This is a genomic window from Amycolatopsis suaedae, from assembly GCF_004214935.1.
GTDB classification, from domain to species: domain Bacteria; phylum Actinomycetota; class Actinomycetes; order Mycobacteriales; family Pseudonocardiaceae; genus Amycolatopsis; species Amycolatopsis suaedae.
Window position 1 is genome coordinate 520,675 of sequence record NZ_SFCC01000001.1, and the last position, 14,682, is coordinate 535,356.

General features: G+C 71.2%; 16 protein-coding genes. 7 read left to right on the forward strand and 9 right to left on the reverse strand.

Features of this window, described 5'->3' with window-relative positions; genetic code table 11:
* Window positions 1-42: 42 nt before the first annotated feature.
* Entirely contained in the window at window positions 43-1,587 is a 1,545-nt protein-coding gene (locus EWH70_RS02440; protein WP_165436119.1) for a molybdopterin-dependent oxidoreductase, read from the reverse strand.
* A 110-nt stretch (window positions 1,588-1,697) separates the two neighbouring features.
* On the opposite strand from EWH70_RS02440, the gene EWH70_RS02445 reads away from it, so the two are divergent.
* A complete protein-coding gene (locus EWH70_RS02445) occupies window positions 1,698-3,797 on the forward strand; it encodes a catalase (protein WP_130473517.1) in 2,100 nt (699 codons plus the stop codon).
* Window positions 3,798-3,809: 12 nt separating this feature from the next.
* Here EWH70_RS02445 and EWH70_RS02450 read toward each other — a convergent pair whose 3' ends face one another.
* Entirely contained in the window at window positions 3,810-4,412 is a 603-nt protein-coding gene (locus tag EWH70_RS02450; protein ID WP_130473518.1) for a superoxide dismutase family protein, read from the reverse strand.
* A 111-nt stretch (window positions 4,413-4,523) separates the two neighbouring features.
* Here EWH70_RS02450 and EWH70_RS02455 point away from each other — a divergent pair, with 111 nt between their 5' ends.
* Entirely contained in the window at window positions 4,524-4,754 is a 231-nt protein-coding gene (locus EWH70_RS02455) for a hypothetical protein (RefSeq protein ID WP_205669002.1), read from the forward strand.
* Between the two features lie 4 nt (window positions 4,755-4,758).
* Here the strand turns inward: EWH70_RS02455 and EWH70_RS02460 are convergent, their stop codons facing one another.
* The 4 genes from EWH70_RS02460 to EWH70_RS02475 all read right to left on the reverse strand — a co-directional run bounded on the left by EWH70_RS02460 (window position 4,759) and on the right by EWH70_RS02475 (window position 7,442).
* Window positions 4,759-5,067 carry a DUF1540 domain-containing protein gene (locus EWH70_RS02460; protein WP_130473520.1) on the reverse strand — a complete coding sequence of 103 codons (309 nt, stop codon included), beginning with the start codon at window positions 5,065-5,067 and terminating at the stop codon, window positions 4,759-4,761.
* Window positions 5,068-5,343: 276 nt separating this feature from the next.
* Window positions 5,344-6,240, reverse strand: a complete 897-nt coding sequence (locus EWH70_RS02465) for an alpha/beta hydrolase (protein ID WP_130473521.1) — start codon at window positions 6,238-6,240, stop codon at window positions 5,344-5,346.
* 2 nt (window positions 6,241-6,242) lie between these two features.
* Complete coding sequence (locus EWH70_RS02470; RefSeq protein ID WP_165436120.1) at window positions 6,243-6,659, reverse strand: STAS domain-containing protein; 417 nt, start codon at window positions 6,657-6,659, stop codon at window positions 6,243-6,245.
* A gap of 132 nt (window positions 6,660-6,791) precedes the next feature.
* On the reverse strand, window positions 6,792-7,442 hold the full coding sequence (locus EWH70_RS02475; protein WP_130473523.1) for a TetR/AcrR family transcriptional regulator: 651 nt from the start codon (window positions 7,440-7,442) through the stop codon (window positions 6,792-6,794).
* Window positions 7,443-7,525: 83 nt separating this feature from the next.
* On the opposite strand from EWH70_RS02475, the gene EWH70_RS02480 reads away from it, so the two are divergent.
* Window positions 7,526-8,488 carry an SDR family oxidoreductase gene (locus tag EWH70_RS02480; RefSeq protein WP_130473524.1) on the forward strand — a complete coding sequence of 321 codons (963 nt, stop codon included), beginning with the start codon at window positions 7,526-7,528 and terminating at the stop codon, window positions 8,486-8,488.
* On the opposite strand, the gene EWH70_RS02485 is transcribed toward EWH70_RS02480, so the two are convergent.
* Window positions 8,452-9,153 (reverse strand): MerR family transcriptional regulator, encoded by a 702-nt coding sequence (locus EWH70_RS02485; protein ID WP_130473708.1) that lies wholly within the window; start codon window positions 9,151-9,153, stop codon window positions 8,452-8,454. The genes EWH70_RS02480 and EWH70_RS02485 overlap by 37 nt on opposite strands.
* Window positions 9,154-9,265: 112 nt before the next feature.
* On the opposite strand from EWH70_RS02485, the gene EWH70_RS02490 reads away from it, so the two are divergent.
* Window positions 9,266-10,444 carry an erythromycin esterase family protein gene (locus EWH70_RS02490; RefSeq protein ID WP_130473525.1) on the forward strand — a complete coding sequence of 393 codons (1,179 nt, stop codon included), beginning with the start codon at window positions 9,266-9,268 and terminating at the stop codon, window positions 10,442-10,444.
* Here EWH70_RS02490 and EWH70_RS02495 read toward each other — a convergent pair.
* On the reverse strand, window positions 10,434-11,051 hold the full coding sequence (locus tag EWH70_RS02495) for a TetR/AcrR family transcriptional regulator (RefSeq protein WP_130473526.1): 618 nt from the start codon (window positions 11,049-11,051) through the stop codon (window positions 10,434-10,436). The two genes, EWH70_RS02490 and EWH70_RS02495, sit on opposite strands and share 11 nt — an antisense overlap.
* Before the next feature lie 118 nt (window positions 11,052-11,169).
* On the opposite strand from EWH70_RS02495, the gene EWH70_RS02500 reads away from it, so the two are divergent.
* From EWH70_RS02500 to EWH70_RS02510, 3 genes are read left to right on the forward strand one after another with little or no spacing between them, the layout of a single operon-like run.
* Window positions 11,170-11,793 carry an MSMEG_1061 family FMN-dependent PPOX-type flavoprotein gene (locus tag EWH70_RS02500; protein WP_130473527.1) on the forward strand — a complete coding sequence of 208 codons (624 nt, stop codon included), beginning with the start codon at window positions 11,170-11,172 and terminating at the stop codon, window positions 11,791-11,793.
* A gap of 10 nt (window positions 11,794-11,803) precedes the next feature.
* Complete coding sequence (locus EWH70_RS02505; protein WP_130473528.1) at window positions 11,804-12,712, forward strand: PDR/VanB family oxidoreductase; 909 nt, start codon at window positions 11,804-11,806, stop codon at window positions 12,710-12,712.
* 10 nt (window positions 12,713-12,722) lie between these two features.
* A complete protein-coding gene (locus EWH70_RS02510) occupies window positions 12,723-13,523 on the forward strand; it encodes a siderophore-interacting protein (RefSeq protein WP_130473529.1) in 801 nt (266 codons plus the stop codon).
* Here EWH70_RS02510 and EWH70_RS02515 read toward each other — a convergent pair.
* The gene (locus EWH70_RS02515) at window positions 13,520-14,644 is read right to left on the reverse strand and encodes an epoxide hydrolase family protein (RefSeq protein WP_130473530.1); all 1,125 of its coding nucleotides are present in this window, start codon (window positions 14,642-14,644) and stop codon (window positions 13,520-13,522) included. The genes EWH70_RS02510 and EWH70_RS02515 overlap by 4 nt on opposite strands.
* Window positions 14,645-14,682: the final 38 nt, after the last annotated feature.

Below are 14,682 nucleotides of genomic sequence, written 5' to 3' on the forward strand. Positions count from 1 at the left end.
GCCGGGCCGCCGACGGATTGGTCACTCTTTCGAGTAATCCGCTCAGCCGGCGGTGAAGCTGATCGTGTGCCACCCGGTGGCCCCGTCGGGCACCGTTCCGGCGCGCTCGCCGGTCTGGGTGTAACCCGCCTTGTCGGTGGCCCGGCAGCTGACCTGGTGCGGTCCGGGGGAGACGGTCAGCTCCGCCCACCACATCCGCCAGGTGTCGACGTTGACCTCGCCGCTGAGCATCGCGTCCTGCCACGGTCCGGCGTCGATCCGGACCTCGACCCTGGCGATCCCGGTGTGCTGCGCCCAGGCGATCCCGGCCACCCGGACACGTCCGGGCGGGACGGTCGCGAACCCCTTGGGGAAGTCGATCCGGGACTGCGTCTTGATCGGCGCCCGCTCGGCCCAGTTCCGTCGCAGCCAGTAGGCCTGGCGTGCCCGCCAGGTGGTGACCTCCAGGTCGGTCACCCACTTCGTCGCCGAGACGTAGCCGTACAGCCCGGGGACCACCAGCCGCGCGGGGAAGCCGTGCTCGACCGGCAACGGCTCGCCGTTCATCCCGATCGCCAGCATCGCTCCGCGGGCCGGGTCCATCGCCGCGGCGACCGGCGTGCCCGACGTCCAGCCGTCCACACTGGTCGAGAACAGCTGCTCCGCACCCGGCCGTACACCCGCCTCGCGGAGCAGATCGCCCAGGTCGACGCCGACGAAGTTGGCTGTCGAGACGTAGGGCCCGCCGACCTCGTTGGACACGCAGGTCATCGTGATCGTGCGCTCCACCAGTGGCCGGTCGCGGATGTCGGAGTAGCGGTAGCGCACCTCCCGGTCGACCATCCCGTGCAGCCGCAGGCTCCAGTCCTCGGCCCGGACCTGCGGGACCGACAGCGCGACGTCGACCCGGTAGAAGTCCCGGTTGGGGGTGAGGAACGTCGGGGTGCCCAGCTTGGCGAAGTCCGCGTCCGCCGGGATGGGCGGTGCCGCCCGGGCCGGAACCAGCGGCCCGACGGCCGACCGCGACGACTCGGCGTCCCTGGTCCCGGCCAGCCACTGCCCGCCAGCCGCGGCCACCCCGGCACCGGCCACCACCCCGGCTCCGGCCAGCAGGACAGCGCGCCGCGAGCCGTCGACCCCGTGCCTGGCCCGCAGGCCGAGCCGGTGCAGCAACGCGAACACCGCCGCGCCGGTGACCAGGCTCGCCACCGGCGCCAGCACCGCCACGACGTCCAGGTCGGGACGCCGCAGCACCGCCACCACGCCGACCAGGCCGAACCCGGCGAACACCGCCAGGCCGGGGACCGGTGTGCGGCGGGAGGCGGCCCCCGCCGCGGCGGCCACGAGCAGCATCACCACGGCCATGCCCAGCAGCAGCACCAGCTTGTCGTAGGTCCCGAACGTGCGGACCGCGAAGTCCTTCAGCTCCACCGGCGTCAGGTCGATGGCCTCGTTGCCCACCGCCAGGTACGGCGAGGCGTTCACGCTGACCAGCGCGGCCACCAGATGCCCGGCTCCCAGGGCGGCGGCCAGCGCCACGACACCCAGCGACATCGCGCTCCGCAGCGGCAGCCGCACTTCGTCCGGGGTCTCGCTGGAGGTGTTCATACGGGGCATTCGGCGCCGGGCGGCCACCGGATGGGTCGCGGCGGATTACCGGCCCGGTCATCGGGTACGCCTGGACGGTCAGCAGCTTCACCAAGGAAGGGAAGAGCCCGGTGTCCGACCGTGACGACGCCAAGCACGAGCAGCTCGAACGGTTCCGCAGCGATCACCGTGACGCGGTGCTCACCACGCAGCAGGGAGTCCGGGTCGGCCACACCGACGACTCGCTGACCGCGGGCACCCGCGGTCCGACCCTGCTGGAGGACTTCCACGCGCGGGAGAAGATCACCCATTTCGACCACGAACGCATCCCCGAACGGGTGGTTCACGCGCGGGGCGCCGGGGCCTACGGCTACTTCGAGGCCTACGACGACACGCTGAGCGCCCACACCACGGCGGAGTTCCTCACCAGCGGTGAGAAGATCCCGGTCTTCGTGCGGTTCTCCACCGTGGCGGGCTCGCGCGGGTCCGCCGACACCGTCCGTGACGTGCGTGGCTTCGCCACCAAGTTCTACACCCGCCAGGGCAACTACGACCTGGTCGGCAACAACATGCCGGTGTTCTTCATCCAGGACGGGATCAAGTTCCCGGACTTCGTGCACGCGGTGAAGCCGGAGCCACCCAACGAGATCCCGCAGGCCCAGTCCGCCCACGACACGTTCTGGGACTTCGTGTCGTTGCAGCCGGAGAGCCTGCACATGGTCATGTGGCTGATGTCGGACCGGGCACTGCCGCGTAGCTACCGGATGATGCAGGGCTTCGGCGTGCACACCTTCCGCCTGGTCAACGCCGAGGGCCGGGGCACGTTCGTGAAGTTCCACTGGAAGCCGGTGCTCGGCACCCACTCGCTGATCTGGGACGAATGCCAGAAGATCGCCGGCAAGGATCCCGACTTCAACCGCCGCGACCTGTGGGACGCCATCGAGTCCGGGCAGTACCCGGAGTGGGAGCTGGGTGTGCAGCTGGTCGCCGAGGACGCCGAACACGACTTCGACTTCGACCTGCTGGACCCGACCAAGATCATCCCGGAGGAGCAGGTGCCGGTACAGCCGGTCGGCCGCATGGTGCTCGACCGCAACCCGGACAACTTCTTCGCCGAGACCGAGCAGATCGCGTTCCACACCGCCAACGTCGTGCCCGGCATCGACTTCACCAACGACCCGCTGCTGCAGGCCCGCAACTTCTCCTACCTCGACACCCAGCTCATCCGGCTCGGCGGCCCGAACTTCGCCCAGCTCCCGGTGAACCGGCCGATCGCCGACGTCGCCACCGACCAGCGTGACGGCTACGGCCAGCAGACCGTCCACAAAGGCCAGACCAGCTACTTCCGCAACTCGCTCGGCGGCGGTTGCCCGGCGATCGCCGACCGGGGTGTGTTCCGGCACTACACCGAAGCCGTCGACGGGCGCAAGATCCGCGAGCGCAGCCCGAGCTTCAAGGACTTCTACAGCCAGGCCACGCTGTTCTGGAACAGCATGACCGACGTCGAACGCCAGCACATCGTCGCCGCGTTCCGGTTCGAACTGGGCAAGGTGACCGACCGGAGCATCCGGGCACGGACCGTCGAGCATCTCGGCCGGATCGACAACGACCTGGCGGCCCGGGTCGCGGCCGGGATCGGCGTCGAAGCCCCGGACGGGGCGGGCGGCAACCACGGCCGGCGTTCCCCGGCACTGTCCCAGCTCGGCCAGCCCAACCTGAGCCCGAGCGGGCGCAAGGTGGCCGTGCTCGCCGCGGACGGCGTCGACACGATCGGCATCCGCTCACTGGTCGAGCAGCTCGGTGCCGCCGAGGTTGTGGCCGAGGTCCTCGCGCCGTCCGACGGTGAACTGGCCCCCGGCGGCGCCGGCGACCCACTGCCCGCCGACCGGCAGCTGTCGACCATGGCGTCCGTGCTCTACGACGCCGTGGTGGTGGCCTGCGGCCCGGACAGCGTGGAGCGCCTGCGTGCCGACGGTATGGCCGTCCACTTCGTGGCCGAGGCCTACAAGCACCTCAAGCCCGTCGCCGCGTTCGGGACCGGGCTGGACCTGCTGCGGCAGGCGGGCGTGCCCGACGAGCTGGCGGAGAGCACCGAACCCTTCGTGGCGGGCGGCGTGGTCACCACCACGGCCGCGGCGGACGAGCTTCCGGACGCGTTCGCCGCGCACCTGCTGACCCAGCTGGCCGGGCACCGGGTGTGGCACCGCGACACCGAGGCGATCCCGGCCTGACGGCCGCGTGGGTCACTTGAAGGGAACCGTCAGGCAGGCCACCCGGCCACCTGCCTGCCCGGCGCTGCCGGGAGCGGTGGCGGTGGCCTCCTTGTCGTGGACGACGACCGATGCCGGCGCCCGGTCGCCGAACTCGAACGGGACCTGGGTGCCCGCCTGGGCCCTGCCGTCGGGCCCGGTGCGCAGGTCGAGCCAGATCTCGTTGCGTGGATTGGCGTAGCGGGGGTCGGTCGACGGTTTCCCCGGTGTGGCAGCGGGATCCTGCTCGTGCTGGAAGTGCGGTCCGGCGGCGTCGCCGGCCGGCCCGCACGGGCGGGTGTGCGCGTGGACGGCGTACCCGCGATTGGGCAGCAGGCCGGTGGCGGTGAGCTTCACCTCGGTTCCCTCGCCGCGGTCGACGTCCACGCCCAGCTGCGCCCCGGCCGGTGCCAGCTGCGGGTTGTAGGTGAAGGCGTCGCCGGACTGTCCCGGTGGTGCCAGCGTGCCGCGGTACTCGGCGTCGAACGCGTCCGAGGCCGCGGGCGGGCCGGGCGGCTGGTCACCGTCCTCGGCGCCGCACGCCACGACCGACAGGGCCGCGACCGCGAGCACCAGCGTCGTCCTGTTCCTCGGCATGTCCTCACCAGGCTTTCGTCGTCGGTCCGTCTGCTCGGCGCTTACCCGGGGCCACCGCGCATGAAACCCGGGACGCCGGGTAGCCGATGGGACCCGAGGAAAGGAGCTGCCGTGACGAACACGGAGACCGGCGAGGTCACCGGTACCAAGGACAAGCACTACAACATCATCTGGTTCACCGAGGCGTGCCTGTCCAACGCACTGCGCATGGAGGTATACGCCAACGACGCCGAACGCGACGGGGACCAGGAACTGGCCGCCTTCTTCCGCCGCGCCCAGGAGGAAAGCCGGAAGGGTGCCGAGCAGGGCAAGAAACTGCTCGCCAGCCGGTTGTCCGGGTAGCCGTTCAGCCCCGCTGGTAGGTCAGGCAGTTCGCGGCGTGATCGCCCGAGCCCGGCCCGATGCGCACGCCCTGCGCGGTGCATTCCAGCGAGGCGTTGTGGACGCAGTCGGTGCGTGAGCAGGCGCCCACCTTCGCCACGACCTTCTCCAGGCCGCCCTTGGTGTTCAACGGGACGAAGGTGCCGCAGTCGGCGGCCCCGTTGTCGCCGCGGACGGTGATGGCGAAGGCGTGGCAGCCGTCGTGGTTGTAGGAACATCCGCTCACGGTGCACTCGTGGACGGCCGGTACGGCCGGGTTCTCCATGGTGGTCATTTCCGCTCCTGCTTCCGTGGTGGAATTCGAGTTCGGAAAACTTACGATGCCACCGCGGAAGCGGGCACGCAATTCGACACCAATTTAGGTGAGCCTATCCTGTTCGTATTGTGAAATGCGTTTACGGATTGCCTTCCGGCCTTTGGGGTGAATTCGTCGTGCACACCATCGGGCGACGGGTGCGGTGCTTGCGTCGGTGCCGTGAAGGGGGCCCTCACGGCATGAGACGCCGTGAGGGCCCCCTTCACGGCAAAATGGGAAAGCCCTTTGGATCTGTCACCGGGGCGGGGGACGGCGGAGGATGCGTTCCACGTGGTTCATGGCCTCCCGGCCTTCCGGGATGGGGTGCATGAGCCAGTTGTGGAACATGCCGGGGTATTCGTGGTAGTCGATGGCGATCCCGGCGTCGGTCGCCCGGGTGGCGAACCGGCGCGCGTCCGGCAGCAGGACGTCACGGGTGCCGATGAACACGCTGAACGGCCCGAGCCCGGTGAGGTCGGCGTAGAGCGGGCTGAGCCGGGGGTCGTGCGGATCGGTGCCCTCCGCGTACATCCGCCCGGCCTCGCGCAGGCCGGTGATGCCCAGCATCGGGTCGTGTTCGTCGAGGATGACGGAGATCGGGTCCTCCAGGGTGATGTCCAGCCAGGGGGAGTAGAGCAGCAGCCGTTCGGGCTGGGGCCGGTCGCGGTCACGCAGCTCCTGGGCGATGGCCAGGGCCAGCCCGCCGCCCGCCGAGTCCCCGGAGATCACCCGGCGGTCGCCGGGAAGCTGGTCGTAGGCCCGCTGGACCATCGGCAGCGTCGCGGTGTGGTCGTGGTGCGGGACCAGCGGGTAGATGGGCAGGGTCACGGCACAGCCGAGCCGGGCGACCAGGTCGGCGGCGTACTGCCAGTGGTGTTTCTGGATCTGCTCGACATACCCTCCGCCGTGCAGGTGCAGCACGTGCGGCCCGGCCGGCTCACCGTCGCGGGGGCGCAGCGTGTAGCACGGGAATCCGTGCACGTCGTGGTGGTCGACCGCGCACGCTCGCCGCACCTGCCGCGGTGGCCGCGCCATCGACGGCCGCTGGTGGCGGGGGAGCCGGCTGTGCAGTGCCCGGGCGTCGTCGTAGAACCGCTTCTGGCCGGTGGCGCGCAGGGTCGCCATCCGCAGTCTCGCCTGCACACTGACCATGGTCAGTGGTTGCCGGATGACGTCCCGGTCAAACCAGCGTGCGGCCGGGTGTTCAACCGGTCCACGGCCTCGGGCAGGCGAGCGTGGACCGGAAACCGCCGGTCGAGGCCGAAGAGGGTCACCAGCCGGGTGACGCACCGGGTGCTGGCGACGACGCCGAACCGGCGCCGTTCGAGATCGGCCTCCGTCGCGGCCGCGGCCAGCACGCCCAGTCCGGCCACACCCATGAAGGTGACCTCGGTGAGGTCGCAGATCGTGACGGCGGGCAGTGGCTGCTCGAAGGCACGGCGCAACGACGGCAGCGAGACCAGGTCGATCTCGCCGGCGGCGGAAATGATCAGGATGTCCTCGTCGCGGAGCTGACGCACGTCCAGGTGTGTCGTCGCGTGCGGCGGAGGTCTGGTCACGGGCTCTGTCATCATGCGCTCCTCACTGGTGGGGCGACACGACAGCGGAGCAGGCTGAACCCCGCACTTCCACGCTATCCGCACATTGTAAAAACGGCAACAGTATCCGGCGCATATTGGTTACTTGTTAACCATCCGGGGCTGTCAGCCCGGACGGCCGAGCAGCCCGTCGGCGATCAGGTCCGCGAGTTCGCGTGCGGTGCGCTCCTGACTTTCCCTGGTGACCGGCTGCGGCCGACCCAGCCGGTGCGCGAGCGGCAGTTGCAACAGGGCGGCGACCGGGCTGATGACGGCGAAGAAGAGCGCGTCCATCGACACGGTCGGCATGCGGCCGGCCGCCATGAGCCGCTCGATGGCCGGAACCAGCGGTCCCAGCGTCGGTCGCACGTAGTTGTCGTACAGGTAGTCCAGGCGCTCGGACTCGCGGGCGAACTCGTCGGCGAGCAGGCGGCCGAGCAGCGGCGTCTCGACGGCGGCCTGGTAGAAGTGGACGATCACGGCGCGGACCCGTTCGGCGTCGTCCAGGTCCGCGGCCAGCAGTTCCCGGCGTTCCCGCTGGTCGTCGAGCAGGGCCGAGTCGACCACCGCCCGCCAGAAGTTCGCCTTGGACCCGTAGCGGTCGTTGATGAAGTTGTGGCTGACGCCGAGCCGCCTGGCCAGTTCCCGCGCCGAGGTCCGGTCGTAGCCGAGTTCGGCGAAGGCCTCGATCCCACGCCGGAGGATCTCGGCCTCCGCCGGTACCGGGCGGGCGCCGGTTCCGGGCCGCCCGGGCCGCCGGGTCTCCTCCGCCACCATGCGCCCCATTCTGCCGTACTTGACACCTGTCAGAACAGCCGTGATCTGACAGGTGTCAGATCAGTGTTCCGGATGGAGAACCCATGCCCAGCACCACGCCGGACATCCCGGTTCCCGACCTCACCGGCAAGCTCGCCGTGGTCACCGGAGGAAGTGACGGCGTCGGGCTGGGCCTGGCGACCCGGCTCGCCGCGGCCGGCGCGGAGGTCGTCCTGCCCGTCCGCAACCCGCGTAAGGGCGAGGCGGCGGCCGCGAAGATCCGGGACCGCGCCCCCGGCGCCGTGGTGTCCCTCCGCGAGCTGGATCTGTCCTCACTGGACTCCGTGGCCGCGCTGGCGGACCGGCTCACCGAGGAGGGACGCCCGGTCCACATCCTCGTGAACAACGCGGGCGTGATGACGCCGCCGGACCGGCAGACCACAAAGGACGGTTTCGAGCTGCAGTTCGGCACCAACCACCTCGGGCATTTCGCCCTGGTGGCCCGGTTGCTCCCGCTGCTGCGCGCGGGATCGGCCCGGGTCACCTCGCAGATCAGCGTCGCGGCCAACCAGCACGCGATCAACTGGGCCGACCTGCAGTGGGAACGCAGGTACAACGGCAACCACGCCTACAGCCAGTCGAAGATCGCGTTCGGCCTGTTCGGCCTCGAACTCGAGCGGCGCAGCCGGGCCGGCGGCTGGGGCGTCACGAGCAACCTGTCCCACCCCGGCGTGACGCCCACGAACCTGCTTGCCGCGCGCCCGGAGGTCGGCCGCGGACGGGACACGGCGAAGGCGCGGTTCATCCGGGCGCTGGCCGCGCGCGGCATCCTGTTCGGCAGGGTGGAGTCCGCGTTGCTGCCCGCGCTGTACGCCGCGACCTCGCCCGGCGCCGCAGGCGGCAGGCTCTACGGGCCCAGCGGCTTCCAGCACCTCTCCGGCCCGCCAGCGGAACAGAAGCTGTACTCGCGCCTGCGCGGTGCCGATGACGCCGCCCGGATCTGGACGGCCTCGGAGGAACTGACCAGCCTTCAGTTTCCCGCCGCCGAGTCGAGCAGCGTGAGGTAGGCGTCGAGCTGGGCGGAGCCGGCGACGAGATCCCGGCTTCGAGTGATCAGCCGGTCCTGCCAGGCGCCGAGGAAGGCGCTCAGTTCCTCGGCCCCGCCCGCGTCCCGCAACGACTCGACGAACTGCGCGATCTGCCGCAGCAGGTAACCGCCCCGGCGTAGCTGCCGCGCGATCTCGGCGTCGCGGACGCAGTCCGGGCCGTATTCGCGGTAGCCGGTCCCGGGGGCGCGTACCGGCCGCAGGATGCCCGCGGACTCCCAGGTACGCAGGGTCGCCGGGTGCAGGCCGAGCCTGCGGGCCAGTTCGCCGACGGTGAGTGGCCCGCCGGAATGCTTCGGCGCCGAGCTGGAGAGGCTGCCGAGGGCGGTGGCGGCCTCGGTGCGGCTGTTCCGTTCGGCGAGCAGCCCGACGTGTGCGGCGTCGATGAGCCGGTAGGCGGACTCGGCGTCGCCCCGGTTGACCGCCCGCATGATCTCCGTCGCCCGCTGATGCCCGTGACCGCGGCGCAGTGCGAGAAAGGCCCGGAGTGCCTGGGCATGCAGGGGCGTGTAGCGCCGGTAGCCGGTCTCGCTGCGCGGGGTCGGCGGGAGGACACCGGCGTCGTCGTAGTTGCGGACCGCCTGGGTGGACAGCCCGTGCTCCCTGGCGAGGTCGATGGGGCGCAGCACGCACCTCCGGTTGAGACTCCTGGCCTGTCGGCGCAGGCCGGGTTCGTCGAAGTTTCACTCGATTCTTCAACGATACTGTCGAAGGCTGGTCCTTGGGAAAGGGGTGTTGATGTCCGCACTGGACGGGATCGGCCGCCAGGCCGGTGAGCCGGAAAGCCTGCACCGCGCGCTCGACGAGCTGCTCGCCACACGGCCCGCGCTGCTCGCCCTCGGCGAGCCGGCGCACGGGATCGAGGCGTTCCTGACGCTGCGCAACGAGATCCTCGCGCATCTCGTCGAGCGCGGGTACCGGTCGATCACGCTGGAGACCGACGTTCTCGCCGCGTCGGCCGTCGACGACTACGTCGGCGGGGGAGCGGCCGACATCGGCACGGTGCTCGCCACCGGTTTCAGTCACGGCTTCGGCGCGCTGCCCGGCAACCGCGCGCTGGTCGAATGGCTCCGCGAGTACAACGCCGGCCGCGCGCCGGCGGACCGGGTTCGCTTCCACGGCTTCGACGCGCCGGGGGAGTTCTCCGGTGTGCCGAGTCCGCGGGAGGCCCTGCACCACGTCCTCGGCTACCTGCCCGCGGCGGCGCGGCCCGGATCGGCTGGCGACGTCGACTCGCTGCTCGGCGACGAAGCGGCCTGGCGCGAGGAGGCGGCGATGTTCGACCCGTCGGCGTCCATCGGCGGCTCCGGCCGGGTTCGCGCGCTGCGTGTGGTCGCCGACGACCTGGCCAGCGTGCTGTCCCGCGCGGAGTCCGTCCTGCGCCCGGCGGATCCGGCGGCCTACGACAGGGCCGTCACGCACCTGCGCACCGCGCGGGGACTGCTGCGTTACCACGCGGCGATGGCCGGCCGGGGTCCCGACCGTGTCGCGACGCTGATGAGCCTGCGTGCGGAGACGATGGCCGCGAACCTGCGCGCGATCGTCGCCGGGGAGCAGGGCCGCGGGCCGGGTCTGGTGTTCGCGCACAACGGGATCCTGCAGCGTGCCCCGATCGATCCGCCCGGCGGCGAGGACATGACCTGGCCGAGTGCGGGCGGCCTCGTCGGGCACACGCTCGGCGAGCGCTACGCGTTCGTGGCCACCGACACCGGCGGCGTGCCGGGCACCTTCCAGGGTGCCCTGGCCGAGGCGACCACCGGCGGTCGCGCGTTGTTCCCCGCGCGGGAGCTGCTCGCCGCGCTGCCGCCGTCGGCGGGCGCCGGTGAGCCGATCATGCGCGGCCACCTTCCGCTCACCCCGGGCGAACTGCGAGGCGCCGCCGCGGTCATCTTTGTGACCGGCGCGGTCACCCTTTGAGGTAGCGGGTCAGCATCGCCACGATCTCGTTCTCCAGCCGCGCCGGGTCGACGGGCTCGGGCTCGGCCACGAGCGGGTGCACAAAGAAGTGCATGGCGGAGAGCACCAGCCGGGTGGCCGTGTCCAGGTCGGTCACCCGGACCTCCGGGTGACGCCGGAACAGGTCCCGGAAGTAGTCGAAGTTCTCCCGCTCGTACCGTGCGATCCGATCCATCAGCGCGGGGGCGTTGGGCACCTGCTGCATCATCAGCCGCAGCAGCCGGGGGTCGTGCTGGTGGTTCTCGACCTGGGCCCGGACGAACACCCGGAGGACCTCGTCGAGCGAGCGGGCCTGCTCGCCCTGCTGCCTGGTCGCCAGCGCCACCCGGCCGTCCTCCAGATGCTGGTTCAGCAGTTCGAGCAGGATCGCGTCCTTGTTCGGGAAGTACTGGTACAGCGAGCCGATCGAGATCCGGGCCCGTTCGGCGATCCGGTTGGTGGTGCCCGCGGCGTAGCCGTACTCGGTGAAAACGTGAGCAGCCGCGTCGAGGATCCGCCGGCGGGTGAGCTCCGCGCGGACCTGACGTGGCTGTTTACGTGGTTGAAGCCGACGCTGGTCCGACGACATGGCACCTCCTGACGCGCGGCGGAAAGCGAGTAGCGCGGGAACTGAACAATTGCTCATAATAGTGGCACGACCTGCGCGTTCGCCGGAGAACGTGATCCACTCCCGAAAGGAACCTGTGATGACGCACGTCCGCATCCGGCCCCGGCCGGTCAGCCCGGCCGAGGTCCGGGCCCGGCTCGGCGAACCGGAGGAGAGGATCAAGGCGAAGAAGGCCGACCGGATCGACGAGTTCGGCCGGCGGTTCATCGCCCACTCACCGTTCCTGACGATGGCCACCGCGGACGCGGAGGGCCGGATGGACTGCTCGCCCCGCGGCGACTACCCGGGCTTCGTGAAGGTGCTCGACGAGCACACCCTCGCCATCCCCGACCGCCCGGGCAACAAACTCGCCGACTCCTTCGTCAACCTGGCCGGCCACGACGGAATCGGGCTGCTCTTCCTCGTCCCGGGCATGCGGGAGGTCCTGCGGGTCAACGGCCGCGCCTATCCCACCGACGAACCCGACGTCCTCGCCCGCATGCAGACCGAGGCACGCGAACCCGTGCTGGCCATCGTCGTCGAGGTGGCCGAGGTGTTCTTCCACTGTGGACGCGCGCTGATCCGGTCCCGCATCTGGGATCCGGCGAGCCAGGCACTGGCCGACGAGCTGCCCACGGCCGGCGAGATGGCGGCGGCCCAGATGGGCGGCGACCCCGCGGTGCTCGACCAGCACCTCGAAGCCGCCTACCGGGAACTGTACTGACGGGGGAACCATGCAGCAGACGGTCATCGACCGGATCGAGCCGGTCGCCGAGGACGTGGTCGCACTCGCCCTGCGCGCGGTGAACGGTCCGCTGGCCCCGTGGCAGCCGGGCGCGCACATCGACCTCGCCCTGCCCAACTGGCTGACCCGGCAGTACTCCCTGTGCGGCGACCCGGCCGAGCGCGACTGCTACCGCGTCGCCGTCCGCCACGACCGCCTCAGCCGGGGTGGCTCGGAGTACGTCCACCGCTTCCTGCGCCCGGGCCGCCCGCTGCCGGTATCCGTACCGCGCAACCACTTCCCGCTGGAACCGGCGCCGGAGTACCTGTTCGTGGCCGGCGGTATCGGCATCACGCCGATCAGGCCGATGCTACGGCAGGCGATCGAGTCCGGTGCCGCGGCGACGCTGGCCTACGTGGGCCGGTCGCGTGCGTCCATGCCGTTCGCCGGCGAACTCCAGGCCGCCTACGGCGACCGGGTACGGATCTTCGCGACGGAGGACAACGGCAGGCCGGACTTCACGACGCTGGCCGCCGGACTGGGGCCCGGGGCACTGGTCTACTGCTGCGGGCCCGCGCCGATGCTCGCCGCCGCGGAGGCGGCGTTCCCCGCCGGACGGCTGCACGCCGAGCGGTTCCGGCCCGTCGCACGGGAGTTCGCGCCGGACACGGCCTTCGCGGCCGTCTGCGCCCGAAGTGGACGGACGGTCGAGGTCCCGGCCGGCACCTCGCTGCTGGACGCGCTGAACCACGCCGGGCTGCCGGTGGACTCCGGCTGCCGGGAAGGCGTCTGCGGCAGCTGCGAGATCACCGTCCTGGACGGCGAACCCGAACACCGCGACGACATCGGCGCCCCCGGCGGCCGGATGTACGCGTGCGTCTCCCGATCGCTCTCACCACGACTGATTCTGGATCTGTGAAGGGAACGACGTGCTGCCCAGAATCAAATCGCCCGAGTCGAGGAAGATGGTCACCCTGGAGGTGGTCACCAGCCACCGCACGAGCCCGGGTTTCCTGACCGTCACGCTCGGCGGCCCGCAACTGCGGGACTTCACGCCGATGGGCTACGACCAGATCGTGCGGCTGTTCTTCCCCCGCCCGGGACAGACCGGCCTGCGCATGCCGACGCTGTCCAACGAGGCGTGGATGGCCGAGCTGATGTTGCTGCCGAAGTCCCGCCGGCCCTGGGTCCGCAACTTCACCATCCGCCGCGCCCGCCCGGACCGCGACGAGGTGGACATCGAGTTCGCCCTGCACGCCGACTCCCCGGCGTCGACCTGGGCGCTCGCCGCCCGCCCCGGTGACCCGGCCGGCATCTTCGACATGGGGGTGTCCTACCTGCCGCCCGCCCACGCCCGCTGGCAGCTGCTCGCCGGGGACGAGACGGCGCTGCCCGCGATTCTCGCCATCCTGGAACACGCGCCACCCGACCTCACCGCCGAGGTGTACCTGGAGGTGCCCGGCACCGCGGACATCCGCGATGTCGACGCGCCCGCCGGCGCCCGGGTGCACTGGCTGCCCCGCGACGAGCCCGGACGGCTGCCCGGAACGCTGGCACTGGACACGCTAAGGCAGCTCACCCCGAGGGAGGGCCGGTTCTACACCTGGGTGGCGGGGGAGTCACGGCTGGCGACCGGGCTGCGCAGGCACCTGACCGGCGAGCACGGCGTGCCCAAGTCCGACATCGCGTTCTTCGGCTACTGGCGTCACGGCCGGGCGAGCCCCGGTTAACGGTACGGCCGGAAGAAGTCCCGCAGCTCCCGCGCGTACAGCTCGGGTTCCTCGAACGGCGCGAAGTGCCCGCCGCGGGGCGGCTCGGTCAGCCGGACGAGGTTGGTGGTGCGTTCCAGCCACGCCCGCGGCGGCCGGACGACGTCACCGCGGAACAGCGAGAAGCCGGACGGCACCTCGACCCGGCGGGTGCGCTGTGCCATCGGTATCGCGGCGTTGGCGCGGTAGGTCCGCATCGACGACCCGATCGTGCGGGTCAGCCAGTACAGCGTGACGTTGGTCAGGATCTGGTCCTTGGTGTAGCTGCGTTCGATGTCACCGTCGCAGTCGCTCCACGACCGGAGCTTCTCCACGATCCAGGCGGCCAGCCCGGCGGGCGAGTCGGTCAGGCCGAAGGCCGCCGTCTGCGGCTTGGTGCTCTGGATGGCGGCGTAGCCGCCCTCGGTGGCCGCCCACGCGGCGGCTCCCGCCATCCAGTCGCGTTCCTCCGGCGTGAGGTCGGGGAAGTCGCCGGCGGGCAGCCCGGCGTCCGTGCGGTGCACGGCGACGACACGGTCCGGATGGTCCAGCGCGAGGTACCTGCTCACGTGGCTGCCCATGTCACCGCCCGCAGCACCGAACCGCGGGTAGCCGACGGCCTCCATGAGCCGCGCCCACATGCCTGCCACGGCGGGGGTGGCCAGCGGGGTGGCGGGACGGTCGGAGTAGCCGAAGCCCGGCATGTCCGGCACGACGACGTCGAACGCGTCCGCGGGATCACCGCTGTGCGCGCCGGGATCGGTGAGCAGCGGGACGACCTTCGAGTACCGCCAGAACGAGTCCGGCCACCCGTGGCAGAGCACCAGCGGGAAGCCGTTGCCGGTGGCGGCGCGGACGTGGACGAAGTGCACGCCGAGACCGTCGATCGTGGCCCGGAAGCTGGACCGGGTCAGCGCCGCCTCCCGCGCGGTCCAGTCGAACTCGTCGGCCCAGTAGGCGCACAGTTCGCGCAGGTAGTCCAGGTCGGTCCCGAGCGACCAGCCTGCGTCCTCCGGCGCGTCCGGCCAGCGGGTCGCGCGCAGGCGGGCGCGCAGGTCGTCGAGTTCCGCGGGATCGGCCTGTGGGCGGAAGGGCTCTGGCACGCCGCCATCCTACGGTCGTGACATGACGGTGACACCGG

Bases quoted from the DNA above. Each gene is read 5' to 3' on its own strand.
- EWH70_RS02440 (WP_165436119.1), bottom strand. From the start codon at position 1,587: ATGAACACCTCCAGCGAGACCCCGGACGAAGTGCGGCTGCCGCTGCGG.
- EWH70_RS02450 (WP_130473518.1), bottom strand. From the start codon at position 4,412: ATGCCGAGGAACAGGACGACGCTGGTGCTCGCGGTCGCGGCCCTGTCG.
- EWH70_RS02460 (WP_130473520.1), bottom strand. From the start codon at position 5,067: ATGACCACCATGGAGAACCCGGCCGTACCGGCCGTCCACGAGTGCACC.
- EWH70_RS02465 (WP_130473521.1), bottom strand. From the start codon at position 6,240: ATGGTCAGTGTGCAGGCGAGACTGCGGATGGCGACCCTGCGCGCCACC.
- EWH70_RS02470 (WP_165436120.1), bottom strand. From the start codon at position 6,659: ATGACAGAGCCCGTGACCAGACCTCCGCCGCACGCGACGACACACCTG.
- EWH70_RS02475 (WP_130473523.1), bottom strand. From the start codon at position 7,442: ATGGTGGCGGAGGAGACCCGGCGGCCCGGGCGGCCCGGAACCGGCGCC.
- EWH70_RS02480 (WP_130473524.1), top strand. From the start codon at position 7,526: ATGCCCAGCACCACGCCGGACATCCCGGTTCCCGACCTCACCGGCAAG.
- EWH70_RS02490 (WP_130473525.1), top strand. From the start codon at position 9,266: ATGTCCGCACTGGACGGGATCGGCCGCCAGGCCGGTGAGCCGGAAAGC.
- EWH70_RS02495 (WP_130473526.1), bottom strand. From the start codon at position 11,051: ATGTCGTCGGACCAGCGTCGGCTTCAACCACGTAAACAGCCACGTCAG.
- EWH70_RS02500 (WP_130473527.1), top strand. From the start codon at position 11,170: ATGACGCACGTCCGCATCCGGCCCCGGCCGGTCAGCCCGGCCGAGGTC.
- EWH70_RS02505 (WP_130473528.1), top strand. From the start codon at position 11,804: ATGCAGCAGACGGTCATCGACCGGATCGAGCCGGTCGCCGAGGACGTG.